Here is a 24245-nt window from a genome sequence, read left to right on the forward strand (position 1 = left end):
GGGCCCTTCGTCGTGTCCGGCGGCGGTGGATCAGCCGCTGAACTCCTCCTGGCTGCGGTGCGCCTGCTCCAGCAGGGTCTGCACGCCGGCCAGCTCGGACTCCAGCTTGGCGATCTTGCCGGTGTTACCGGCCGCGCGGGCCTTGTCCAGGTCGGCCTGGATCTTCTCGGCCTTGGTCTCGAAGAGGCCGACCATGCCGGCGGCGCGCGCCTTGGCCTCCGGGTTCGAGCGCTTCCACTCGCTGTCCTCGGCCTCGCGGATCGCCCGCTCGACGGTGTTCAGCCGGGCGTCCAGCTTCGGGCGGGCGTCGCGCGGCACGTGCCCGATCGCCTCCCAGCGCTCGTTGACGTCGCGCAGCGCGGCCTTGGCGGCCTTCAGGTCGGTGATCGGCAGGATCGCCTCGGCCTCGGCCGCCAGCACCTCCTTGAGCTTCTGGTTCTCGACCTGCTCGGCGTCCCGCTCGCTGAACACGGCGGAGCGGGCCTGGAAGAAGACGTCCTGGGCGCCGCGGAACCGCGCCCACAGCTCGTCCTCGATGTCGCGCTGGGCGCGCCCGGCGGCCTTCCAGCGCGCCATCAGGTCGCGGTAGCGGGCCGCGGTCTCGCCCCACTCGGTGGACGAGGAGAGCGCCTCGGCCTCGGTGACCAGCCGCTCCTTGGTGGCCCGGGCCTGGTCGCGCTCGGCGTCCAGGGTCGCGAAGTGGGCCTTGCGGTGCTTCGAGAAGACCGAGCGGGCGTGCGAGAACCGGTGCCACAGCTCGTCGTCGCTCTTGCGGTCCAGCCGGGGCAGGCCCTTCCAGGTGTCCACCAGCGCGCGCAGCCGGTCCCCGGCCTCGCGCCACTGGGTGGACTCGGCGAGCCGCTCGGCCTCCGCGACCAGCTCCTCCTTGGCCGCACGGGTCTCGTCCTGCGCCTTGGCGCGGGCCGCCTTGCGCTCCTCGCGGCGGCTCTCGATGTCACCGGCGAGCGTGTCCAGCCGCTTGGCCAGCGCGTCCAGGTCGCCGACCGCGTGCCCCTCGGTCACCTGCGCGCGCAGGTGGTCCAGCGCGGCCTGGGCGTCCTTGGCGGCCAGGTCGGTGGTGCGCACCCGCTTCTCCAGCAGGCCGATCTCCACCTCGATGCCCTGGTACTTGCGCTCGAAGTAGGCGAGAGCCTCCTCGGGCGAGCCGGCCTGCCAGGAACCCACGACACGTTCGCCGTCGGCCGTCCTGACGTAGACCGTGCCCTGCTCGTCGACACGGCCCCACGGGTCGCTGCTCATAGCGCGTCCTCCACATGACGTCGCGCCCGCGCCGGGGCGGTACGCGTACGTCGTCCACAGTTGATGTGCGGCGGACCGATGGGTCCGCCGTCCCGTCCGCCGTGCTTTGCTGCCGAGGGTGACGGCCGGCGGGTCTGGGCACCCTACACAACGCCAACATAGGCGACCAGGCCCGGTGCTGTCCGCATCCGGGCCGGGCGATTTCGGGCCGGGACCGCGCCGGCGCGCCGTGCGGGCGTTCGCGGCGCGGTCCCGGTGCGGGTCAACCCTTCGCGGCGGTCACCGAGTTGAGGGTGACGTCGGCCATCGGGTGGCCGTCCGTCCCGCCCTCCAGGGTGCCCGCGGCGGCGATCTTCTGGAGCACGTCCAGACCGCCGGTGATCTTGCCGAACGGGGTGTAGTTCGGGCCGAGCTGGGTGTCCTTGTAGACCAGGAAGAACTGGCTGCCGTTGGTGCCCGGGCCGGAGTTGGCCATCGCCAGGGTGCCCGCCGGGTACGTCGCACCGGTCAGGTTCTCGTCGGCGAACTTGTAACCGGGGCCGCCGGTGCCGCCCGGGTTGGTCGCGCTGGCGGTCGGGTCGCCGCACTGCAGCACGTAGATGCCGCCGGTGGTCAGCCGGTGGCACTTGGTGTGGTCGAAGTACTGCTGGCCGGCCAGGAAGGCGAAGGAGTTCACCGTGTGCGGCGCCTTGGCCGCGTCCAGCGAGAGCGTCACCTTGCCGCAGTTGGTGTCCAGGGTCGCCGTGTAGCCGCCGGCGGCGTCGATGCTCATGGCCGGCTCGGTCTGCCACTGCTTGCCGTTCGGCGTGCCCGGCGCCGGGTCGGCGCAGCCCTCGACCGGCTTGCGGGTCGGGGTGGTGGGCTCCTCGGTGGCGGTCGGCGCGGCCTGCGCGGAGGACGTGGTGTCCTTCTTGTCGTCCGAGTCGAAGGCACCCGTGCCCACCAGGGCACCGCCACCGGCCAGCACGACCACGGCGAGCGAGCTGCCGAGGATGGTGTTGCGACGCCGGCGCGCGGCGTGGACCTCGGCCCGGCGCTGCGCCTGGCGCTCGTACTTCTCGCGGGCGAGCTGCCGCCGCCGCTGTTCGCTGGTGACCACCGGCCGTGTCTCCTACATGGGTGCTGTCGGCCCCGCACTGTCCAGGGGCGGACAAGGGGGGATCGTGTGCGGATGCTGAAGCGGATCATCGCATCCATCGGCGGCCAAGTGTAGGGACCGCGGCTGTAAGAACGCGGTGAACCTGTCAGGACGAAGTGAACCTGTCACCCCTATCTGGTTCGCAACCGGACCCGGACCGCCGGTAGGCTTCCGTTACACCACATCGTGTAGCCGCATCCCGCAGCCGCCACGGCCGACCCGAATCACGAAGGACGCGCGTTGTTCATCGCCGGATTCCCCGCTGGAGCCTGGGGCACCAACTGCTACCTGGTCGCACCGGCCGCCGGCGAGGAGTGCGTCATCGTGGACCCGGGCCACCAGGCCGCCCGCGGCGTGGAGGAGCTGGTCCGCGAGCACCGGCTGAAGCCGGTCGCGGTCGTCCTCACCCACGGCCACATCGACCACGTCGCCTCGGTGGTCCCGGTCTGCGGCGCGCGCGGCGTGCCGGCCTGGATCCACCCCGAGGACCGCTACATGATGGCCGACCCGGAGAAGGCGCTCGGCCGCTCCCTCGGCACCCAGCTGATGGGCGAGCTCACCGTCGGCGAGCCCGACGACGTGCGCGAGCTCACCGACGGCAGCGTGCTGGAGCTGGCCGGTCTGAAGCTCACCGTCGACCACGCCCCCGGCCATACCAAGGGGTCGGTGACGTTCCGGACGCCCGGTGCCGAGGACCTCCCTCCGGTGCTCTTCTCGGGTGACCTGCTCTTCGCCGGCTCCATCGGGCGCACGGACCTCCCGGGCGGAGACGGCGAGGCGATCCTGCGGTCGCTGGCCCGGGTGTGCCTGCCCCTCGACGACGCGACCGTGGTCCTCTCCGGCCACGGCGGACAGACCACCATCGGCCGCGAGCGCGCCACCAACCCCTACCTCCGACAGGCGGCGGGAGCGCTCGGCGCCCCAGCCTTCCCGCGACGAGGAATGTGACGGAAGAGAAGTTGAGCACCTTCACCGCCCCCAAGGGCACCTACGACCTGCTGCCCCCCAGCTCCGCGACCTTCCTGGCGATCCGCGAGCGGATCGCCGCGCCGGCCCGCCGGGCCGGCTACGGCTACATCGAGACCCCGGTCTTCGAGGACGTGAAGCTCTTCTCCCGCGGCGTCGGCGAGTCCACCGACATCGTCAGCAAGGAGATGTACAGCCTCACCACCAAGGGCGGCGACGAGCTCGCGCTGCGCCCCGAGGGCACCGCCTCGGTGCTGCGCGCCGCGCTCCAGGCCAACCTGCACAAGCAGGGCAACCTCCCGGTCAAGCTCTGGTACTCCGGCTCCTACTACCGCTACGAGCGGGCGCAGAAGGGCCGCTACCGCCAGTTCTCGCAGGTCGGTGCCGAGGCGATCGGCGCCGAGGACCCGGCCCTGGACGCCGAGCTGATCATCCTGGCCGACGACGCCTTCCGCTCGCTGGGCCTGAGCAACTACTCGCTGCTGCTCAACAGCCTCGGCGACAAGCAGTGCCGCCCGGTCTACCGGGCCGCGCTGGTCGAGTTCCTCGCCGGCCTCGACCTGGACGAGGACACCCGCCGCCGGGCCGAGATCAACCCGCTGCGCGTGCTGGACGACAAGCGCGAGTCGGTGCAGGCCCAGCTCGGCGGCGCGCCGATGCTGCGCGACTTCCTCTGCGAGGAGTGCAAGGCCTACGACGAGAAGGTCCGCGAGCTGCTCACCGCCAACGGCGTGGCCTTCGTCGACGACCCCAAGCTGGTCCGCGGGCTGGACTACTACACCCGCACCACCTTCGAGTTCGTGCACAACGGCCTCGGCGCGCAGTCCGCGATCGGCGGCGGCGGCCGCTACGACGGACTCTCCGAGATGATCGGCGGCCCCGCGCTGCCGTCCGTCGGCTGGGCCCTCGGCGTGGACCGCAGCTACCTGGCGATGGAGGCCGAGGGCGTCGTCCTCGACCTGCCGGCCGCCACCTCCGTCTACGCCGTCGCGCTCAGCGACGAAGCCAAGAACGTCCTCTTCGCCAAGGTGGTCGAGCTGCGCCGCGAGGGCGTCGCCACCGACCTCGCCTTCGGCGTCAAGGGCATCAAGAACGCGATGAAGTCCGCGGACCGTTCCGGCGCCCGCTTCGCCGTGCTCGCCGGTGAGCGGGACCTCGCCGACGGCGTCGTCCAGCTCAAGGACATGACCACCGGCGAGCAGAACCCCGTCGCCCTCGACGCTCTCGTCACCACCCTGAAGGAGAAGCAGCTGTGATCCGCACGCACGACGCGGGCACGCTCCGCCCGGAGCACGCAGGCACCACCGTCACCCTGGCCGGCTGGGTCGCCCGCCGCCGAGACCACGGCGGCGTGGCCTTCATCGACCTGCGGGACGCCTCCGGCACCGTGCAGATCGTGGTCCGCGACCTCGACTCGGTGCACGGCCTGCGCGCCGAGTACTGCGTCAAGGTCGTCGGCGACGTCCGCGTGCGGCCCGAGGGCAACGAGAACCCGGACATCCCGACCGGCGCCGTCGAGGTCGTGGTCAGCGAGATCGAGGTGCTCTCCGAGGCCGCCCCGCTGCCCTTCCCGGTCGCCGAGTACGAGCCCGGTACGGTCAACGAGGAGGTCCGCCTCCGCTACCGCTACCTGGACCTGCGCCGCGAGGGCCCGGCCAAGGGCCTGCGCCTGCGCTCCAAGGTCAACAACATCATCCGCCGGGTGATGGAGGAGAATGACTACCTCGACATCGAGACGCCGTACCTCACCCGCTCCACCCCCGAGGGCGCCCGCGACTTCCTCGTCCCGGTCCGCCTGCAGCCCGGCCACTGGTACGCGCTGCCGCAGTCGCCCCAGCTGTTCAAGCAGCTGCTGATGGTGGCCGGCATGGAGCGGTACTACCAGATCGCGCGCTGCTTCCGCGACGAGGACTTCCGCGCCGACCGCCAGCCGGAGTTCACCCAGCTGGACATCGAGGCCTCCTTCGTCGACCAGGAGGACGTCCTGGCCCTCGGCGAGAAGATCGTCGGCTCGATCTGGCGCGACGTGCACGGGTACGAGATCCCCAACCCGCTGCCCCGGATGACCTACGCGGACGCGATGTCCCGCTACGGCTCCGACAAGCCGGACGTCCGCTTCGGCCAGGAGCTCACGGACCTCACCGAGTACTTCAAGGGCACCGCGTTCCGCGTCTTCCAGGCCCCGTACGTCGGCGCCGTGGTCATGCCCGGCGGCGCCTCGCAGCCCCGCAAGGCGCTCGACGCCTGGCAGGACTGGGCCAAGGCGCGCGGCGCCCGCGGCCTGGCCTACGTGGTCATCGACGCCGAGACCGGCGAGCTGCGCGGCCCCGTCGCCAAGAACCTCTCCGAGGAGCACCTGGCCGGCCTGGCCGCCGCCGCGGGGGCCAAGAACGGCGACGCGATCTTCTTCGCGGCCGGCAAGGAGCGCCCCTCGCAGGAGCTGCTCGGCGCCGCCCGCCTGGAGATCGGCCGCCGCTGCGAGCTGATCGACGAGTCGCAGTGGGCCTTCCTCTGGGTCGTCGACTTCCCGATGTTCGAGCCGATCGAGGACGACAAGGGCGAGTTCCAGGGCTGGCACGCGGTGCACCACCCGTTCACCGCCCCGACCGCCGAGTCGCTCGCCACCTTCGACACCGACCCGGGCTCGGCGCTCTCCAACGCCTACGACCTGGTCCTCAACGGCTCGGAGCTGGGCGGCGGTTCGATCCGTATCCACCAGCGGGACGTGCAGAAGCGGGCGTTCGACGCGATCGGCCTCTCCGAGGAGGAGGCGGCCTCGCAGTTCGGCTTCCTGCTGGACGCCTTCAACTACGGCCCGCCGCCGCACGGTGGCGTCGCCTTCGGCCTCGACCGGATCGTCACCCTGCTCGGCGGGTACGACACCATCCGGGACGTCATCGCCTTCCCGAAGACGTCCACCGGCGGTGACCCGCTGACCGGTGCCCCGACGCCGATCACCCCGGCGCAGCGCCGCGAGGCCGGCGTCGACGCCCAGCCGAAGGTCCGCGAGGACGCCAAGGCCGCCGAGGCCAAGTCCGAGGCCCAGCCCAAGGCCTGACGCTCAATCGGCTAACCTTTCACGGCCCCGGACGGCACACCCGCCGTCCGGGGCCGGTCCACAACGGTGTGCGACGGAGAGAGGCTTCCCCCATGAAGGTCAGCACCAGAATCGAGTGTCCCGAGGACGCGCCCGCCACCAGACGGGTCCACATGGCCGCCTTCCCCGGCCCCGACGAGGCCGACCTGGTGGACGCGCTGCGCCGCGACCCCGCCTGGCTGCCCGGGCTGTCCCTGGTCGCGGTGGACGAGACCGGGCTGGTGGTCGGCCACGCGCTGCTCACCCGGCTGCGGGTCGGCGACGGCCCGGGCCTCGCGCTGGCGCCCGTCGCGGTCGCCCCGGAGTGGCAGCGCAAGGGTGTCGGCGAGCTGGTCGTGCGGGCCGCGCTGACGGCCGCGGAGGAGGCGGCGGAGAAGCTCGTCGTCGTCCTCGGCGATCCGGACTACTACGGCAGGTTCGGCTTCACCCCGGCCGGGCAGCACGAGGTCACCGGTCCGTTCGAGGTGCCGGAGGCCTACTTCCAGGCGCTCGCCCTGCCGGCGTACGACGGCGGCCCGCGCGGCCTCTGCCGCTACCCGGAGCCCTTCGAGGCGGTCTAGCCGGACTGGCCCGGGACCGCCGGGCCGGCCGAGAACCCGACGGTGGCCCGGCAGCTGCGCACGAACGCGGCCATGGCGGGCGTGAGTTCCCGGTCCTTCGGCCAGTACAGCCCGACCTGGCTCGGGCTCAACCCCCGCACGGGCCGGTACGCGACATCCTCCCGCGCCGCCAGCCTGCTCATCGCCTCCGGGGCGAAACCGATGCCCTGGCCGCACACCACCGCGGCCAGCCACTCGTCGGAGTTGTGCGCCACCGCGCCGATCCGCACCGGTCGCCCGCCCCGCTCCCGGACCGCCAACCAGTAGTCGCGCCACTGTCCGGCCTCCAACGGGATCGCCACGAAGGGCTCGTCCAGGAGCTCCCCGAACTCGATCACGTCGTGGCCGGCCAGCCGGTGCCCGGCCGGCAGCGCCGCACAACGCGGCTCCTCGCCCAGCACCGCGACGTTGTACTGCTCGGAGAGCGACGGCGGCGCGTGCCAGAGCGTCAGGTCGATCTCCCCGCTGGCCAGGCCCGAGGTCGGGTCGAACCAGCTGTTCTGCCGCAGCTCGACCTGCCAGCCGGGCATCCGCCGGGTGAAGTCCGTCACCGTCCTGCGGGTCATCAGATTGATGGTGCCGCCCTCGAAGCCCACCCGCAGCGTCGAGCCCTGCTCGGCCGCCGCCGCCCGGGTGGCGCGCAGCGCGTCGTCCCAGCCGGCCAGCATCGGGCCGGTGCGCTCGGCCAGCGCCCGGCCGGCGTGGGTGGGCGCCATGCCGCGGCGCGAGCGCTCGAACAGCTCCACCCCGAGCAGGGTCTCCAGCTGGCGGATCTGCTTGGTGAGGGTCGGCTGCGAGACGAACAGCCGGGCCGCCGCGGCCGTCAGCTGGCCCTCCTCGCAGACCGCGGCGAAGCTGCGCAGCAGTCGGGTGTCCACATCCATGCCCCAAGGTTATGGAACGGGATATTGGACCGGCCCGGCAGGTCTGGGACAAGGTTGATCGCTCGGCCCTCGCGGCCGGGCCACGGGGGAGCCCGGCAGCGGCGGTTCAGGGGGCCGCCGCTGCCGGACCGGCGCCGACGACCTGCGCGAACCCCGTCTTGCGCCTACGGTGAGTGCTCATCAGCCTTTGCCGAACGGAGGCACCCAGGTGGCAGCCAAGGCCGAGCGCGTCACCGGCACGGAGCCGGAGCACCAGCAGGAGCGGCTGGCGAAGAAGCCGTACGAGCGGGAGCTGCTGAGGCTCCAGAACGAGCTGGTGAAGCTCCAGGAGTGGGTGCGCGCCGAGGGCGCCCGGCTGGTGGTCGTCTTCGAGGGGCGCGACGCGGCCGGCAAGGGCGGCGCGATCAAGCGGGTGACGGAGTTTCTGAACCCGCGCATCGCCCGGGTGGCGGCACTGCCGACCCCCACCGAGCGCCAGCGCACCCAGTGGTACTTCCAGCGGTACGTCGAGCAGCTGCCGGCCGCCGGGGAGATCGTGCTCTTCGACCGCAGCTGGTACAACCGGGCCGGCGTCGAGAAGGTGATGGGCTTCTGCACGCCCGAGGAGTACTGGCAGTTCCTGCGCCAGTGCCCGACCTTCGAGCAGATGCTGATCGAGGCGGGCATCCTGCTGCGCAAGTACTGGTTCTCGGTGAGCGACACCGAGCAGGAACGGCGGTTCCGGGCCCGGCTGGAGGACCCGATGCGCCGCTGGAAGCTCTCCCCGATGGACATCGAGTCGATCAGCCGCTGGGAGGACTACTCGCGGGCCAAGGACGAGATGTTCATCCACACCGACACCCCGGACTCGCCGTGGAACGTGGTGGAGAGCGACGACAAGCGCCGGGCCCGGATCAACATGATCGCCCACCTGCTCTCCACCGTCCCGTACCGCGAGGTGGCCCCGCGCAGGATCGAGCTGCCGCCCCGGCCGCGCTCGCGCGGCTACCAGCGGCCGCCGCGCGACCTGCAGACCTACGTGCCGGACCACGCGGCGGGGATCGGGTAGCGGCTGCTCCGAACGGCTCCTCGGCGTTGCCGAGTCCCGGTGCGGAGCGTGCGATGGGACGTGCTCACGAAGGCGCGGGCGCCCGCCGCGGTGCCCGCCGAATGGCAGGAGACCCGTCCATGTTCGTTCGTACCGTCTACGCGACCGGTGACCCGGCCAAGCTCGACCAGACCCTCGACGGGCTGCGCGCCGAGGCGGTCGGACTGCTCTCCGGGCGGCCCGGCTACCGGGGCTACGGCCTGTTCGCCAACCGGGAGCTCGGCATCCTCACCATGGGTTCCTGGTGGGAGAGCGAGCAGGCGGAACGGGACAGCGAGGCGCAGCTGAGCGGGCGGCGCGCGGAACTGCTGGCACCGTTCGGGGGGACGGTGACCCAGGACCGCTGGGAGGCCGTGGTCGCCGCCCGGCCGGTCCGGGTCGGCCCGGGCGCCTGGTTCCGGCTGACCAAGTTCGACGTCGGCCGCGCGCAGGCCGACCGGGTGGCCGCCGCCTTCCGCGAGGGGGCGCTGCCCGCGTTGCAGCGCATCGACGGGTTCCTCGGCGGCTCCATGCTGCTCAACGCCGAGGACGAGCGCGGTTCGGTGGGCCTCCTCTTCGCCGACAAGGCCGCCCTGGTGGCCTCCCGCGGCCCGGTCGCGCAGGCCCGTACGAAGGCGGTGGCCGCGGGCGGGTCGACCCTGCGCTCGCTGGAGGAGTTCGAGGTCGTCCTGCTGGACCTCCCGCAGCGGCCGTAGGGAGGCCGGGGCTGTCGGTCGGCTCGCATAGGCTTCCGGTGTGGACGAACCGGACCTCTTCACCGCCGCCGCCGAGGAACGCCAGGCCAAGGAGCCCGGCCGGGCCCCGCTCGCCGTACGGATGCGCCCGCACACCCTCGACGAGGTCGCCGGGCAGCGGCAGCTGCTGAAGCCCGGCTCGCCGCTGCGCCGGCTCGTCGCGGGCTCGCGCGGCCCGGCGGCGACCAGCTCGGTGATCCTCTGGGGCCCGCCCGGCACCGGCAAGACCACCCTGGCCCACGTGATCAGTCAGGCCGTCGAGGGCCGCTTCGTCGAGCTGTCCGCGATCACCGCGGGCGTCAAGGAGGTCCGCGCGGTCATCGAGGGCGCCCGCCGGGCGGTCGGCATGAGCGGCAAGGAGACGGTGCTCTTCCTGGACGAGATCCACCGCTTCTCCAAGGCCCAGCAGGACTCGCTGCTGCCCGCCGTGGAGAACCGCTGGGTCACCCTGATCGCCGCGACCACCGAGAACCCGTACTTCTCGGTGATCTCCCCGCTGCTGTCGCGCTCGCTGCTGCTCACCCTGGAGTCGCTGACCGACGAGGACGTCCGCGCCCTGCTGCACCGCGCGGTGGCCGACGAGCGCGGCCTGGAGGGCGCGCTGGAGCTCACCGCGGAGGCCGAGGACCACCTGGTCCGGCTGGCCGGCGGGGACGCCCGGCGGGCGCTCACCACGCTGGAGGCGGCGGCCGGGGCGGCCCTGGAGAAGGGCGAGGCGAGCATCACGCTGGCCACCACCGAGACGGCCGTCAACCAGGCCGCGGTGCGTTACGACAAGGACGGCGACCAGCACTACGACGTGGCCAGCGCGCTGATCAAGTCGATCCGGGGCAGTGACGTGGACGCCACCCTGCACTACCTGGCCCGGATGATCGAGGCGGGGGAGGACCCTCGGTTCATCGCCCGGCGGCTGATGATCTCGGCCAGCGAGGACGTCGGCCTGGCCGATCCCACGGCGCTGGCCACGGCGGTCGCGGCGGCCCAGGCGGTGGCGCTGATCGGCTTCCCGGAGGCGCGGATCATCCTCTCCCAGGCGGCGATCGCGTTGGCGCTGGCACCCAAGTCCAACGCCGCCTACCTGGCCATCGACGCGGCGCTGACGGACGTCCGGCAGGGCCTGGCGGGTGCGGTGCCGCCGCACCTGCGGGACGCGCACTACGGCGGCGCGGGCAAGCTCGGGCACGGCCAGGGCTACCAGTACCCGCACGACCTCCCGGAGGGCATCGCGGCGCAGCAGTACGCGCCGGACGCCGTGCACGGCAAGGCGTACTACCGGCCGACCCGGCACGGCGGAGAGGCCCGGTACGCGGACATCGTGGAGTGGACCAGGGGCCGCCTCAAGGGCGAGTGACCGGCCGGGGAGGCCGGGAGGCACGGGGGCGTACCCGAGCGGGGCCGGTACCCCGCCGAGGGCCAGACCCTCGCCCGCATTGAGGTCGCCCCGCCCCGCGCCGAACCCGCCCCGAGCCGAAGGGCCGCGCCGGTGCCGAAAGGGAGGAGCGAGGACGCCCCGAGATGAGGGTCCCCCCGGCCGAAGGCTGGGGGAGAGGGGCGTTGGAGCGACGACCGTCGGCACCGGGTCAAGCGGCCCGGAGGTGAGCGGGCGAAATCGCAGCGTATACTCGTGCGGAGTGCCGTGTCCCGGGCGCGGCGGCAGGGGAGACCCTGACCGACCGGCCGCACCAGCGGGGCAATGGCCGCGGCCTCCCTCGGGAGGCCCCAGGAGCGTCGCGCACCGTTTCGGTGTCGCGTGCAGCCCACCAACTCCGGTTCGGTGGGCCACTCGTGTGCTTGCACATTCGTGCCCGGCCTCGGAGAGCGGCTGATCGCACTGCCCTCGGGCGGTGGGGTTGTCTCCGGACCGCGAGAAGCGACCTCCGTCAACACCTGGTGAAGCCGTATTCGTAAGCAAGGAAGGTTTGGTTCATGGCGAACCAGAAGCGTCCCAAGGTCAAGATCGCGCGTGCGCTCGGCGTGCCGCTGACCCCGAAGTCCGTCAAGTACTTCGAGGCCCGCCCGTACCCGCCCGGCCAGCACGGCCGTGGCCGCAAGCAGAACTCGGACTACAAGGTCCGTCTGCTGGAGAAGCAGCGTCTGCGCGCTCAGTACGACCTGAGCGAGAAGCAGATGGCGCGCGCGTTCGACCGCGCGAAGAAGGCCGAGGGCAAGACCGGTGAGGCGCTCGTCGCCGAGCTGGAGACCCGTCTGGACTCCCTGGTGCTGCGTTCGGGCATTGCCCGCACCATCTACCAGGCCCGCCAGATGGTCGTCCACGGTCACATCGAGGTCAACGGCGGCAAGGTCAACAAGCCGTCGTACCAGATGAAGCCGGGCTTCGTCGTGACTGTTCGCGAGCGCAGCAAGGAGAAGGTCCCGTTCCAGGTCGCCCGTGAGGGTGGCTACGCGGGCGAGGGCCAGACCCCGAAGTACCTCGAGGTCAACCTGAAGGCCCTGGCCTTCCGCCTGGACCGCGCGCCGCAGCGCAAGGAGGTCCCGGTGATCTGCGACGAGCAGCTCGTCGTCGAGTACTACTCGCGCTGACCCGCGGGCGGTACGCCTGTCGTACCACTGCGAGCCCCCGCCGCCCTTCCGGGCGGCGGGGGCTCGTTTCTTTTCGCCGTTACCGGCTCAGTCGTCCTCGCCGGTCATCGCGGCGGCCAGCCGCAGGTGCGGGCGGGCCTCCTCGGCGCGGCCCTGGCGCTCCAGGGTGCGGCCCAGCATCAGCCGGGCGTAGTCCTCGGCCGGGTGGGAGTCCAGGATGCGGCGCAGTTCGGCCTCGGCGCGGGGGAGCTGGGCCGAGTGGTAGTAGCTGCGGGCCAGCAGCAGCCGGACGGAGAGGTTGGCCGGCTCCTCGGCGAGGACGCCCTCCAGCATGCGGGCGGCGTCGGAGTACGCCTTGGAGTCGAAGTAGAACGTCGCGAGGCGGTACTCGTCGGCGGCGGTGTGGATGGTCACGGGTGCTCCTTCCGGTGCCCGCCCGGCCGGGGTGCCGGGCGTGGTGCCGACCGCTGTAGCAATGGACAAGATTCAACTATTCCTGGCCGGTGAGGGCTGCGGCGCCGGCGGTACCGGACGGGGGCCCGGCAGCGCCCCGGGGCCGCCCGCGCGGCCGTCCCCGCCGAGCGCCCGGCGGACGGCGGCGTCGAGGTCCAGCCGGGCCCCGCGGTCGAAGTACTCGGTGAACTCCTGCTCGGTCAGCCCGGCTCTGGCCCGCTCCTCGCAGCGCCGGTGGGGGCCGTTGAAGGTGCGCGAGCCGAAGAACGGCTTGCCCACCGCCTGCCAGATCCGGTGCGCGGCGCCCTGCAGCACCCGGGCCTCGCGCAGGTCGCCCGGCCGGCCCGGCCCGGTGGGCTCGGTCTCCAGCAGTGCCAGCAGGTCGATCGCCAGCACGATGCCCAGCAGGTCGTGGAAGAGGTGGTTGAGCCGGACGCTCTCCCGGGCCCGCGCGCGGGCCAGCCGCACCTCGCCGTCCATCCAGTGCGAGTACCCGAGCGCGTACAGCCCGTAGGCGTACGCCCACTGCTCGCCGTGCTCCTCGCACAGCTCGCGGACCTGGCCCAGCCAGAACTCGCCGCTCTCCTGGTCGCCCTGGAACAGGTAGGCGATGCCGAGCTCGAACATGGCCATCAGGACGTTGCTGTTCAGCTCGCCGATCGTCCGGTAGTGCCAGAGCGCCTCCTCGAAGAGTTCGGCCGCGCGGGCCGGCTCGTCACCGATCAGGGCCGCGCAGCCCTGCCGGTGGACGGCGTAGGCGAGCGCCCGGTCGTCGCCGGTGTCCAGCGCCTGGCGGCGGCACTCCTCCAGCGCCGGGCGGGCGGTGAGCAGGTCGCCCTGGAGGGTCGCCATGTAGCCGGTGACCCAGAGCGCCTTGGCGCGGGCCTCGGTCGGCTCGGGGTCGAGGGCGAGCGCGCGGTCCAGCCAGTGCCGGCCCTCGCCGAGGTGGCCGCAGCCGACCCAGTAGAACCAGAGCGTGCCCGCCAGCAGCAGGGCGAGCTGCTCCTCGCCCGGCTCGGCCAGGCAGAACTCCAGCGCCGCGCGGAGGTTGGGGTGGGCGAGTTCGGTGCGCTCGGCGGTCTCGGCCTGTCGGGGGCCGAACCACTCGACCTCGCCCCAGGTGGCCACGCCCAGGTACCAGTCGCGGTGGCGGCGCAGCAGCCGCTGCTCCTCGCCGGCCGCGCGCAGCCACTGCAGGCCGTACTCGCGCAGGGTGTCCAGCAGCCGGAACCGGACGCCGCAGGTGTTCCCGTCCTCGGGCCGGGGGTCGCAGGACGCCTCCACCCGCAGCACCACGGACTTGTTGATCAGCTCGGACAGCAGATCGAGCAGGTCGTCCGGTTCGATGCCCTCGCCGGCGCAGACGTACTCGGCGGCCTCCAGGTCGAAGCTCCCCGCGAAGACCGACAGGCGCGCCCAGAGCAAACGTTCCTGCACCGTGCAGAGCTCGTGACTCCAGCCGATCGTCGTGCGTAACGTCTGGTGGCGCGGCAGGGCCGTCCGGGCGCCGCCGGTGAGCAGCCGGAACCGGTCGTTCAGCCGGGCGTCGATCTGCTCCACCGAGAGCGCGCGCAGCCGGCCGGCGGCCAGCTCCACGGCCAGCGGGATGCCGTCCAGCCGGCGGCAGAGCTGGGCGATCCCGTCGGCGGAGGCCGTGGTGACCTCGAAGGAGGGCAGCACCGCCCGGGCCCGGTCGGCGAACAACTGCACCGCGTCCGGCAGCGTGCCCGGGCCGACCGGGCCGACCGGCAGCGGCGCCAGGATCAGCAGGTGCTCGCCCGAGGCGCGCAGCGCCGCCCGGCTGGTGGCCAGCACCCGCAGGCCCGGCAGCGCCCGCAGCAGCGTGTCGGCCAGCTCCGCGCAGGCGTCCACCAGGTGCTCGCAGCCGTCCAGCACGATCAGCATCCGGCGGCCGGCGAGGTGCTCGGTCAGCACGTCCAGCGGCGGCCGGGCGGTGCCGTCGGTCAGCCGCAGGGCCTCCAGCACGGCGTGGCCGAGCAGGAGCCGGTCCTGCACGGGGGCGATCTCGACCAGCCAGGTGCCGTCCGGGAAGGCACCGGCCGCCCGGGCCGCCGCGCGCAGGGCCAGCCTGCTCTTGCCCACGCCGCCCGGCCCGGTCACCGTCACCAGCCGGGCGGCGGCCAGCAGCCGGGCCAGCTCGGCCAGCTCCTGCCGCCGTCCGACGAAGCTGGTCACCTCCGCCGGCAGGCGGCCGGGCGCCGGCTCCCGCCGCGCCGCCGCCCGGGGCTGTGCTGTCGAGTCGCCGGCCAAGCGCTGCTCCCGTCTCCGGGCCCGGACCTTCGCGGTCCGGGCGTGCCCGCTGGCCGTCCAGGCGACGGCCCGTGTGGCAGAACGAGGTGACCGGCGGGTGGGTTACGCGCGCGGCTCGCACACCCGACCGGATCCGCCCGGCGGGCCCGGGGACGCCCCCGGCCGATATCCGGTCCGGAAACCGGCCGTGGTCGCGATAGGGTCTCCTTCGGAGAACAGCAAGGCGAGGGAGCGCGCAAGGTGTCCGTGGGAGAGCTGGCCGGGTTGCTCGTCGCCGTCTTCTGGGCGGTCCTGGTCACCCTGCTCGCCGTCGTCCTGGTGCGGCTCTCGCGGGTCCTCAAGGAGGCCGCCGTCCTGGTCTCCGCCGTCACCGAGCAGGCCGTGCCGCTGCTGACCGAAGCCGGCGCCGCCGTGCGCAGTGCCAACGAGCAGTTGGAACGGGTGGACGAGATCACCGCCAACGTGCAGGACGCCGCCGCCAACGCCAACGCGCTCTCCTCCACCGTCGCGGCCACCCTGGGCGGGCCGCTGGTCAAGGTCGCGGCCTTCAGCTACGGCGTCCGCAAGGCCGTCGCCAAGCAGAACGGCACTCTGCCGCTGCCCGCCCAGCCGGGCGAGCGCGAGGAGCTGGCCCGGCTGATCCGGGCCGAGGTGCGCGCCGCGACCGCGGCCAAGAGCGGCCTGTTCGCCCGGGTCCGGCGTGCGGTGAGGGGCTGACGGCATGGTGCGACGCATCTTCTGGATGGCGGTCGGCGCCGGTGCCACCGTCTGGGCCATGAACAAGGCCAACGAGGCCGTGCACCGGCTCACCCCGGACAGCCTCTCCGGCACCGCCGCGCGCGGTGCGCTGCACCTCGGCGACGCGGCCAAGCGGTTCGCCCAGGACGTGAAGGCCGGCATGGCCGAGCGCGAGGAGCAACTGCGCGAGGACCTCGGACTGGACGGCACCGCCGTCGTCGAGCCCCGTCGTCGGCTCGCCCGCCCGTCGCCCGGCACCGCCCTTCCCGGGAAGCGCTCCGCGCTGCCCCCCTCACGCGAGCCCCGGTACCGAGCTATCTCGGCGGCGCCCGGCAGCCCGGCCGCCGCCCTGCCTCCGTCCAGCAGTGCCCGCGCATCGTCCGACGGTGCCCGCACCACCCCAGCCATCGAAAAGACGCCCGGCCGCGCACTGCCGCAGCCGGGCGGTACCCCGAACCGGAAGGACCAATAATGGAGTCGGCAGAGATCCGCCGCCGCTGGCTGCGCTTCTTCGAGGAGCGCGGCCACACCGTCGTTCCGTCGGCGTCCCTGGTCGCCGACGACCCCACCCTGCTGCTGGTCAACGCCGGCATGGTGCCCTTCAAGCCGTACTTCCTCGGCGAGGTCAAGCCGCAGTTCTCCCGGGCCACCAGCGTCCAGAAGTGCGTGCGCACCCTGGACATCGAGGAGGTCGGGAAGACCACCCGGCACGGCTCCTTCTTCCAGATGTGCGGCAACTTCTCCTTCGGCGACTACTTCAAGGAAGGGGCCATCAAGTTCGCGTGGGAACTGCTCACCACTCCCGTCGCGGACGGCGGCTACGGCCTGGAGAAGGAGAAGCTCTGGATCACCGTCTACAAGGACGACGACGAGGCCGAGCAGATCTGGCGCGACGTCATCGGCGTGCCCTCCGAGCGCATCCAGCGCCTCGGCATGAAGGACAACTTCTGGTCGATGGGCGTCCCCGGCCCCTGCGGCCCGTGCTCGGAGATCAACTACGACCGCGGCCCCGCGTACGGCGAGGAGGGCGGCCCGGCCGTCAACGGCGAGCGCTACCTGGAGATCTGGAACCTGGTCTTCATGCAGTACGAGCGCGGCCACGGTGACGGCAAGGACGGGTTCGAGATCCTCGGCGACCTGCCGAGCAAGAACATCGACACCGGTCTCGGCCTGGAGCGCCTCGCCGCCATCCTGCAGGGCGTCGACAACCTCTTCGAGATCGACACCAGCCGGATGATCCTCGACCGCGCCGCCGAGCTGACCGGCCACACCTACGGCGCCGACCACAAGGCGGACGTCTCGCTGCGCGTGGTCACCGACCACATCCGCACCGCGCTGATGCTGATCGGCGACGGCGTCACCCCCGGCAACGAGGGCCGCGGCTACGTGCTGCGCCGCATCCTGCGCCGGGCCATCCGCAACATGCGCCTGCTGGGCGCCACCGGTGTGGTCGCCAAGGACCTGACGGACGTCGCCATCAAGGCGATGGCCCCGCAGTACCCGGAGCTGGAGGCCGACCGCAAGCGGATCGAGACGGTCGTCGTCGGCGAGGAGGCGGCCTTCCTGCAGACCCTGAAGGCCGGCACCAGCCTGCTGGACACCGCGGTCACCGAGACCAAGCAGTCCGGCGGCGCGGTCCTCTCCGGCGAGCAGGCGTTCAAGCTGCACGACACCTACGGCTTCCCGATCGACCTCACCCTGGAGATGGCCGAGGAGCAGGGCCTCCAGGTGGACGAGGCCGGCTTCCGCCGCCTGATGCAGGAGCAGCGGGACCGCGCCAAGGCCGACGCCAAGGCCAAGAAGATGGGCCACGCCGACGTCGCCGCGTACCGCGAGGTCGCCGACAAGTCCGGTGCCAGCGTCTTCACCGGCTACAACCTCACCGAGGGCGAGGCCACCGTGGTCGGCCTGCTGGTGGACGGCGTCCCGGCGCCGGCCGCGAGCGAGGGCGACGAGGTCGAGATCATCCTCGACCGCACCCCGTTCTACGCCGAGGGCGGCGGCCAGCTCGCCGACCACGGCCGGATCCGGCTGGACTCCGGCGCGGTGGTGGAGATCCGCGACGTGCAGCAGCCCGTCCCGGGCGTGACCGTGCACTCCGGCGGTGTGCTGTTCGGCGAGGTCGTGCTCGGCGCCTCGGCGTACGCCACGATCGACGTGGAGCGCCGCCGGGCCATCGCCCGCGCCCACTCCGCCACCCACCTGACCCACCAGGCGCTGCGCGACGCGCTCGGCCCGACGGCCGCCCAGGCCGGCTCGGAGAACGCGCCGGGCCGCTTCCGCTTCGACTTCGGCTCGCCCGCCGCCGTGCCCGGCAGCGTGCTGGTCGACGTCGAGCAGAAGATCAACGACGTGCTGACCCGCGAGCTGGACGTCACCGCCGAGGTCATGACGATGGACCAGGCCCGCAAGGCCGGCGCCATCGCGATGTTCGGCGAGAAGTACGGCGACGAGGTCCGCGTCGTCACCATCGGGGACTTCTCCAAGGAGCTCTGCGGTGGCACGCACGTCGGCAACACCGCCCAGCTGGGCCTGGTGAAGCTGCTCGGCGAGTCCTCGATCGGCTCCGGCGTGCGCCGCGTCGAGGCGCTGGTCGGCGTGGACGCCTACAAGTTCCTCGCCCGCGAGCACACCGTGGTCGCCCAGCTGACCGACCTGGTCAAGGGCCGCCCGGAGGAGCTGCCGGAGAAGATCTCGGGCATGCTCGCCAAGCTCAAGGACGCCGAGAAGGAGATCGAGCGCTTCCGCGCCGAGAAGGTCCTGGCCGCCGCGGCGGGCCTGGCCGACTCCGCCGAGGACGTCCAGGGCATCGCCGTGGTGGCAGCCCGGGTCGCCGACGGCACCGGTGCCGACGAGCTGCGCAAGCTGGTCCTGGACGTGCGCGGCCGGCTCGGCGCGCGCCCGGCCGTGGTCGCCGCCTTCACCGTGGCGGGCGACCGCCCGCTGACGGTCATCGCCACCAACGAGGACGCGCGCGGGCGCGGCATCAAGGCCGGCGAGCTGGTGCGGGTCGCCGCCAAGACCCTCGGCGGCGGCGGTGGCGGCAAGGACGACGTCGCCCAGGGCGGCGGCTCCAACCCGGGTGCGGTCGGCGAGGCCATCGCCGCGGTGCGCGGCCTGGTCGCGGAGCGCGCCAACTGATGCTCGACCAGGAACAGGCACGGCCCTTCCGGCGGGGGCGGCGGATCGCCGTCGACGTCGGTGACGCCCGGATCGGGGTCGCTTCCTGCGACCCCGACGGGGTGCTCGCCACGCCGGTGGAGACCGTCCCCGCCGGAGTGAAGTCGCAGGCCAGGATCGCCGCCATCGCCGAGGAGTACGAGGCGATCGAGGTGATCGTCGGCCTGCCGCGCTCGCTCAGCGGCAAGGAGGGCCCGGCGGCGGAGAAGGTCCGCGCCTACGCCACCCGGCTGGCCAACCGGCTCTACCCGGTGCCCGTCCGGCTGGTCGACGAGCGGATGTCCACCGTCACGGCCACCCACGGGCTGCGCGCCTCCGGGGTCAAGGCCAAGAAGGGCCGCTCGGTGGTCGACCAGGCCGCCGCGGTGGTGATCCTGCAGACCGCCCTTGAGTCCGAACGGGTGAGCGGACGCCCGCCCGGTGAGAGCGTCGAGGCGGTCGGCTGACCGGCCTGATCTAACGTCCCGGTGAAGGGGCCCGTGCGGACGCGTCCGCACGGGCCCCTTGCTCGTTCCGGGACCGCCGAGGGGGCGCAATGACCGACCAGGACTTCACGCCCGGGCTCACACCCGGCCACCTCGGTGCGCCGGTGCTGGAACCCGAGGGCCGTCCGCCGGGTGCGCCCCGCCCTCGCCCCGATGCGCCGGATCCGCACCGCCGGCGCAACGGACTCGCCTGCGGACTGACCGCGCTCGCCCTCGTGGTCGTCTTCGGCGGGGCCGGTCTGACCGGGTACACCTGGCTGCAGGGGCAGCAGAAGCCGCCGGCCGCCGCCGACTACACGGGGGCGGGCACCGGCAACGTCCAGGTCTCGGTGCCCGAGGGCGCCGGGCTCACGCAGATCGCCTCCGCGTTGGTGCGCAACGGCGTGGTGGCCAGCTCACTCGCCTTCACCCGGGCGGCCAAGGGCAGCGCGGCCGCCGCCGGGCGGATCCAGCCCGGCACCTACACGCTGAAGCAGCGGATGTCGGCGGCCGCCGCGCTGGCGATCCTGGTCGACCCCGCCAACGCCAACGGCCTGACCATCCCCGAGGGCTGGCGCGGCAACCAGATCTTCACGGCGATCGACAAGAAGCTGAGCCTGCCCGAGGGCACCACCCAGCGGGCCGCGCAGGAGCAGGGCGCCGAGCTGGGCCTGCCGGAGTTCGCCAAGGGCAGCCCGGAGGGGTACCTCTTCCCCGCGACGTACAGCGTGACCGACGAGACCACCGCGGTCGACCTGCTGAAGCAGATGGTGGAGCGGGCCGGCAAGGAGTTCGCCCGGGACGACGCGGAGGTCGTCGCCCAGAACCTCGGGCAGAGCCTCTACGGGCTGGTGACCATCGCCAGCATGGTGCAGGGCGAGGCGGACAACACCGAGGACATGGCGAAGGTGGCCCGGGTGATCTACAACCGGCTGGCCAAGAACATGCCGCTGCAGCTGGACTCGACGATCAACTACGCGCTCGGGCGCTCGACCCTGAACACCACCGTCACCGAGACCAAGCTGGACTCTCCGTACAACACCTATCTGCACACCGGACTGCCGCCGACGCCGATCGGCAACCCGGGGCGGCAGGCGATCATGGCGGCGGTCGACCCGGCGCAGGGGGACTGGCTGTACTTCGTCACCGTGAAGCCGGGGGACACCCGGTTCACCGACAGCTTCGAGGTGCAGCAGCGCAACGTCGCCGAGTTCAACGCCGTCCGGGCCGCGCAGCCGAGCGCGTCGGCGAGTGCCTCGGCGGGCGCGTCGGCCGGTGCCTCCGAAGGGGCCGCCACCGGCCAGCCGGCGGGTACGCCGACCGCTCCGACCGGGCAGTGAGGGGACGTCGACCCTGCCGGGGGCCAGTCTGCGGTACGGTAACGTCTCCCTCCAGGCGATGCAGTAGCACGCCGGTTCGAGAATCAGCCGGGACGCCGTCCCGGACGGCCGGTCCGATCCTCCGGCCGTCTCCGTCGGTGTAAGGGGATCAATGACCGATCTGGGTCGGGGCTACGGCCCCCAGGGCTCCGAGCCGTGGCACCCCGGCGACCCCGGGTACGGTGGCCAGCAGCCGGTCCCCGGCCAGCAGGACGGGCAGTGGCAGCAGCATCCCCAGCAGCAGTACGGCGGGCAGGGCTTCGCGGACCAGCAGGGGTACCCGCAGCAGATGCAGCAGCCGGCGCAGCAGCAGGGCCAGCAGGGGTACGCGCAGCCGCAGCAGGGGTACCCGGGCGGTGGCCAGGCGCCGCAGCAGCCGCAGCAGCCCCAGCAGTACGGCGGCGGGCAGCAGTTCCCGCAGGGGCAGCAGCAGTACGGCGGCGGCCAGCAGGGCTACCCGCAGCAGGGCCAGGGCGGGCAGGGGTTCGCCGGGCAGCAGGGTTACCAGGATCAGCAGGGCTACCCGCAGCAGGGGTTCCCCGGCCAGCAGCAGAACTTCCAGGGGTACCAGGGACAGCAGCAGGGCCAGCAGGTCCAGCAGCAGGGCCAGCAGGGGTACGCGCAGCCGCAGCAGGTGGCCCAGCCCGGCGTGCCGCAGCCCGGGATGCCCCAGGCCGGGGCTGTGCAGCAGCCCGGTCAGCAGCAGGTGCCGCCGCAGCAGCCGGGCGGGCAGCAGCCCGGCGGCCGGGCCGCCCGGCGTCGCCAGGAGCCCGAGGCCCCGGCCGGGCCCGGTCCGGACGGCATCGACTGGGAGGCGGAGGCCGCCGCGCTGGAGGCCGGCGGCAGTCCGGTCGAGGCCGCGCCCGCGCACGACGAGGACGAGTGGGACGGCCACGAGGGCGACTTCGCCGAGACCGGCGAGGACGAGCACGGCGGCTTCCTCGGCGCGGAGGACAACTCCCGCGAGGGCAAGAAGAAGCGCAAGGAGAAGGGCAAGAAGTCCGGTCGCCGCAACGGTGGCGCGTGCCTGTTGGTCGCGCTGGTGATGCTCGGCGGCGTCGCCGGCGGCGGCTGGTGGGGCTACGGCTTCTACCAGGACCACTTCGGCCCGCCCCCGGACTTCACCGGCCAGGGCAACGGCTCGGTCACGGTGGAGATCAAGAAGGGCGCCGTCGGGGCCCAGATGGGCATGACGCTGAAGCAGGCCGGCGTGGTCAAGAGCGTCGAGGCCTTCACCCAGGCGTGCGCGAAGAACCCGAAGTGCACCACCATCCAGTACGGCACCTACACCATGCCCAAGGAGATGTCGGGCGAGGCCGCCGTCACGAACCTCGTGGAGGCGAACGGCGGTGAGAAGCTGATCGTCCAGGAGGGACTTACGGCCGCCGCCACCTACGTCAAGATCGACGAGAAGCTGGGGTTGCCCAAGGGCACCACGGCCGACGTGGCCAAGGCCCAGATCGGCAGCCTCGGTCTGCCCGCGTACGCCGGCGGCAACATCGAGGGCTTCCTCTGGCCGGCCCGCTACTCGATCGCCGCGGGCATGAAGCCCGAGGACCTGCTCAAGCAGATGATCAAGAACGCCGTCGACCGCTACGCGGGCCTGGACGCGGAGGCCTCCAAGATCGGCCTCAAGACCGGCTACGACGTGGTCATCGAGGCGAGCATCCTCCAGGCCGAGGGCAACAACCCGGAGGACTTCGCCAAGATGGCCAAGACCATCCAGAACCGGCTGGCCGACAAGGGCAAGATCGACGGCAAGCTCGGCATGGACACCACGCTGCAGTACTCGCTGGGCCGCAAGGTGCTGGACAAGAAGGACATCAACGACGGCTCCAACAAGTACAACACCTACGTCAACGCGGGCCTGCCGCCGGGGCCGATCTCCAACCCGGGCGACGCGGCCCTCAATGCGGTGCTGAACCCCGCGGACGGGAAGTGGCTGTACTTCATCGCGATGGACGCGAAGACCACCCGCTTCTCGGAGACGGACAAGGAGTTCGCGGCCAACGTCGAGGAGTACTGCAAGGCGGCCGGCCAGGGCTTCGACAAGGTCGCCGTCCACTGCACCACCAAGTAGCCCTGACGGGCGAGTCGTTCACGGAGAAGCAGCGTTGACCAGCAAGCACCGGGCCGGCGTCCTCGGCTCGCCGATCGCCCACTCGCTCTCGCCGCACCTGCACCGGGCCGCCTTCGCGGCGCTCGGGCTGGACGGCTGGCGCTACGACGCCTTCGAGGTGGACGAGGCCGGGCTGCCCGCCTTCCTCGACGGTCTGGACGAGGCGCAGTGGGCGGGCCTGTCGCTCACCATGCCGCTGAAGCGGGCGGTCATCCCGCTGCTCGACGAGGTGAGCGCGACCGCGCGCTCGGTCGAGGCGGTGAACACGGTGGTCTTCACCGCCGACGGGCGGCGCACCGGGGACAACACCGACATCCCCGGCCTGGTCAACGCGCTGCGCGAGCGCGGCATCACCGAGGTGGCGGGTGCGGCGGTGCTGGGCGCCGGGGCGACCGCCTCCTCGGCGCTGGCGGCGCTCGCCCAGATCTGCACCGGCGAGGTGACGGTCTACGTCCGCAGTGCCGAGCGGGCCCGGGAGATGGCCGCGCTCGGCGAGCGCCTGGGCCTGGTCGTGCGGACCGCCGACTGGGAGCGGGGCGCCGAGGCGCTCGCGCAGCCGCTCACCGTGTCCACCACGCCGGTGGGGGCGACGGACGTGTTCGCCGACGCGCTGCCGGCCGCCCCCGGCGCGCTGTTCGACGTGCTGTACCACCCGTGGCCGACGGCGCTGGCCGCCGCCTGCGCGGAGCGCGGCGCCGCCGTACTGGGCGGCCTGGACCTGCTCGTCCACCAGGCGGTGCTGCAGAACGAGCGGTTCACCGGGCGGACGCCCGGTCCGCTGGAGGCCATCCGGGCCGCGGGCGAGGCGGCACTCGCCACCCGCTGACGCGGTCGCCGGAGTGGCAGGTCGTGCCACTGTGGCGTGTTGTGCCAAGCGGGCAGTTCGTGGCAGGTCGGCAGTTCATGCCGAGCGGGCAGGTCGTGCCAGGTCGGCAGTTCGTGTCCGGACGGCGTGCCGTGTCAGGTGGGCGTGCCGTGCCACTGTGGCGTGTCGTGCCAGGTCGGCGTCCTGTGCCGGTCCGGCAGGGCGTGCCGCGGGGCTGCGCCCCGCCGGTGCGGCCCGGGCCGTGCGCGGAGGCCCGGCCGTCGGCCCCGGTACCCGTCCGAGGGTCGACCGGTTGCTGTCCGTCACCCGGACTCTGCTCCCGGGCACGCCGACGGCATGAAAGGATTCGGGGGAGAAGGCACGCCCGGGCGGGCCGCGGCTGGGGCCGTGGCCGGTCCGCTGACGAAGGAGCTCCGTTGGGTACGTTGCGCTGGCTGACGGCGGGGGAGTCGCACGGTCCCGCACTCGTCGCGACGCTGGAGGGCCTGCCCGCCGGCGTTCCGGTGACC

The 24245-nt window shown here is 72.8% G+C and carries 21 protein-coding genes; 16 read left to right on the plus strand and 5 right to left on the minus strand.

Annotation, left to right across the window (positions count from 1 at the left end; translation table 11 throughout):
* Positions 1-30: 30 nt before the first annotated feature.
* The gene (locus ACFVYI_RS20460) at positions 31-1260 is read right to left on the minus strand and encodes a DUF349 domain-containing protein (RefSeq protein WP_387887443.1); all 1230 of its coding nucleotides are present in this window, start codon (positions 1258-1260) and stop codon (positions 31-33) included.
* 262 nt (positions 1261-1522) lie between these two features.
* Positions 1523-2359: a peptidylprolyl isomerase gene (locus ACFVYI_RS20465; RefSeq protein WP_387887446.1), complete on the minus strand. Its 837-nt coding sequence runs from the start codon at positions 2357-2359 to the stop codon at positions 1523-1525.
* Between the two features lie 279 nt (positions 2360-2638).
* On the opposite strand from ACFVYI_RS20465, the gene ACFVYI_RS20470 reads away from it, so the two are divergent.
* The 4 genes from ACFVYI_RS20470 (at position 2639) to ACFVYI_RS20485 (ending at position 7021) form a co-directional block, all read left to right on the plus strand.
* The gene (locus tag ACFVYI_RS20470) at positions 2639-3346 is read left to right on the plus strand and encodes an MBL fold metallo-hydrolase (protein ID WP_387887449.1); all 708 of its coding nucleotides are present in this window, start codon (positions 2639-2641) and stop codon (positions 3344-3346) included.
* Between the two features lie 11 nt (positions 3347-3357).
* A complete protein-coding gene (gene hisS / locus ACFVYI_RS20475) occupies positions 3358-4620 on the plus strand; it encodes a histidine--tRNA ligase (RefSeq protein ID WP_387887452.1) in 1263 nt (420 codons plus the stop codon).
* The gene (aspS, locus tag ACFVYI_RS20480) at positions 4617-6422 is read left to right on the plus strand and encodes an aspartate--tRNA ligase (protein ID WP_360627319.1); all 1806 of its coding nucleotides are present in this window, start codon (positions 4617-4619) and stop codon (positions 6420-6422) included. The genes hisS and aspS overlap by 4 nt, the downstream gene beginning before the upstream one ends.
* Positions 6423-6514: 92 nt before the next feature.
* Positions 6515-7021 (plus strand): GNAT family N-acetyltransferase, encoded by a 507-nt coding sequence (locus ACFVYI_RS20485; RefSeq protein WP_387887455.1) that lies wholly within the window; start codon positions 6515-6517, stop codon positions 7019-7021.
* Here the strand turns inward: ACFVYI_RS20485 and ACFVYI_RS20490 are convergent.
* Complete coding sequence (locus tag ACFVYI_RS20490; protein WP_387887457.1) at positions 7018-7944, minus strand: LysR family transcriptional regulator; 927 nt, start codon at positions 7942-7944, stop codon at positions 7018-7020. The genes ACFVYI_RS20485 and ACFVYI_RS20490 overlap by 4 nt on opposite strands.
* A gap of 265 nt (positions 7945-8209) precedes the next feature.
* Between ACFVYI_RS20490 and ppk2 the strand changes: the two genes are divergently transcribed.
* From ppk2 to rpsD, 4 genes are all read left to right on the plus strand, one after another.
* Positions 8210-8992: a polyphosphate kinase 2 gene (gene ppk2, locus ACFVYI_RS20495; RefSeq protein WP_387887489.1), complete on the plus strand. Its 783-nt coding sequence runs from the start codon at positions 8210-8212 to the stop codon at positions 8990-8992.
* Between the two features lie 119 nt (positions 8993-9111).
* Positions 9112-9726 carry a hypothetical protein gene (locus ACFVYI_RS20500; protein WP_387887460.1) on the plus strand — a complete coding sequence of 205 codons (615 nt, stop codon included), beginning with the start codon at positions 9112-9114 and terminating at the stop codon, positions 9724-9726.
* Between the two features lie 40 nt (positions 9727-9766).
* A complete protein-coding gene (locus ACFVYI_RS20505) occupies positions 9767-11116 on the plus strand; it encodes a replication-associated recombination protein A (protein WP_387887463.1) in 1350 nt (449 codons plus the stop codon).
* Positions 11117-11691: 575 nt separating this feature from the next.
* Positions 11692-12306 (plus strand): 30S ribosomal protein S4, encoded by a 615-nt coding sequence (gene rpsD, locus ACFVYI_RS20510; RefSeq protein ID WP_063346792.1) that lies wholly within the window; start codon positions 11692-11694, stop codon positions 12304-12306.
* Positions 12307-12393: 87 nt separating this feature from the next.
* Here the strand turns inward: rpsD and ACFVYI_RS20515 are convergent, their stop codons facing one another.
* Together ACFVYI_RS20515 and ACFVYI_RS20520 are read right to left on the minus strand one after the other, a co-directional pair.
* Positions 12394-12720, minus strand: coding sequence for a tetratricopeptide repeat protein (locus ACFVYI_RS20515; RefSeq protein ID WP_387887464.1), 327 nt, complete (start codon positions 12718-12720; stop codon positions 12394-12396).
* Positions 12721-12792: 72 nt separating this feature from the next.
* Positions 12793-15030, minus strand: a complete 2238-nt coding sequence (locus tag ACFVYI_RS20520; RefSeq protein WP_387887467.1) for an ATP-binding protein — start codon at positions 15028-15030, stop codon at positions 12793-12795.
* A 240-nt stretch (positions 15031-15270) separates the two neighbouring features.
* On the opposite strand from ACFVYI_RS20520, the gene ACFVYI_RS20525 reads away from it, so the two are divergent.
* From ACFVYI_RS20525 to ACFVYI_RS20560, 8 genes are all read left to right on the plus strand, one after another.
* Positions 15271-15747, plus strand: a complete 477-nt coding sequence (locus ACFVYI_RS20525; protein WP_387887469.1) for a DUF948 domain-containing protein — start codon at positions 15271-15273, stop codon at positions 15745-15747.
* Between the two features lie 4 nt (positions 15748-15751).
* Positions 15752-16240 (plus strand): DUF6167 family protein, encoded by a 489-nt coding sequence (locus tag ACFVYI_RS20530; RefSeq protein WP_387887471.1) that lies wholly within the window; start codon positions 15752-15754, stop codon positions 16238-16240.
* Entirely contained in the window at positions 16240-18909 is a 2670-nt protein-coding gene (alaS, locus tag ACFVYI_RS20535; RefSeq protein ID WP_387887473.1) for an alanine--tRNA ligase, read from the plus strand. The genes ACFVYI_RS20530 and alaS overlap by 1 nt, the downstream gene beginning before the upstream one ends.
* Positions 18909-19394: a Holliday junction resolvase RuvX gene (gene ruvX, locus ACFVYI_RS20540; protein WP_387887475.1), complete on the plus strand. Its 486-nt coding sequence runs from the start codon at positions 18909-18911 to the stop codon at positions 19392-19394. Before alaS ends, ruvX begins: the two co-directional genes overlap by 1 nt.
* Positions 19395-19483: 89 nt before the next feature.
* The gene (gene mltG / locus ACFVYI_RS20545) at positions 19484-20752 is read left to right on the plus strand and encodes an endolytic transglycosylase MltG (RefSeq protein WP_387887477.1); all 1269 of its coding nucleotides are present in this window, start codon (positions 19484-19486) and stop codon (positions 20750-20752) included.
* 151 nt (positions 20753-20903) lie between these two features.
* Positions 20904-22871 carry an endolytic transglycosylase MltG gene (gene mltG / locus ACFVYI_RS20550; RefSeq protein WP_387887478.1) on the plus strand — a complete coding sequence of 656 codons (1968 nt, stop codon included), beginning with the start codon at positions 20904-20906 and terminating at the stop codon, positions 22869-22871.
* Between the two features lie 34 nt (positions 22872-22905).
* Positions 22906-23736: a shikimate dehydrogenase gene (locus ACFVYI_RS20555; protein ID WP_387887480.1), complete on the plus strand. Its 831-nt coding sequence runs from the start codon at positions 22906-22908 to the stop codon at positions 23734-23736.
* Between the two features lie 416 nt (positions 23737-24152).
* Positions 24153-24245 (plus strand): chorismate synthase (locus ACFVYI_RS20560; RefSeq protein ID WP_360644363.1); only part of this gene is annotated, 93 nt, incomplete at its 3' end.

Origin of the sequence: Kitasatospora sp. NPDC058218 (genome assembly GCF_042882445.1) — a bacterium.
Lineage (GTDB): Bacteria > Actinomycetota > Actinomycetes > Streptomycetales > Streptomycetaceae > Kitasatospora.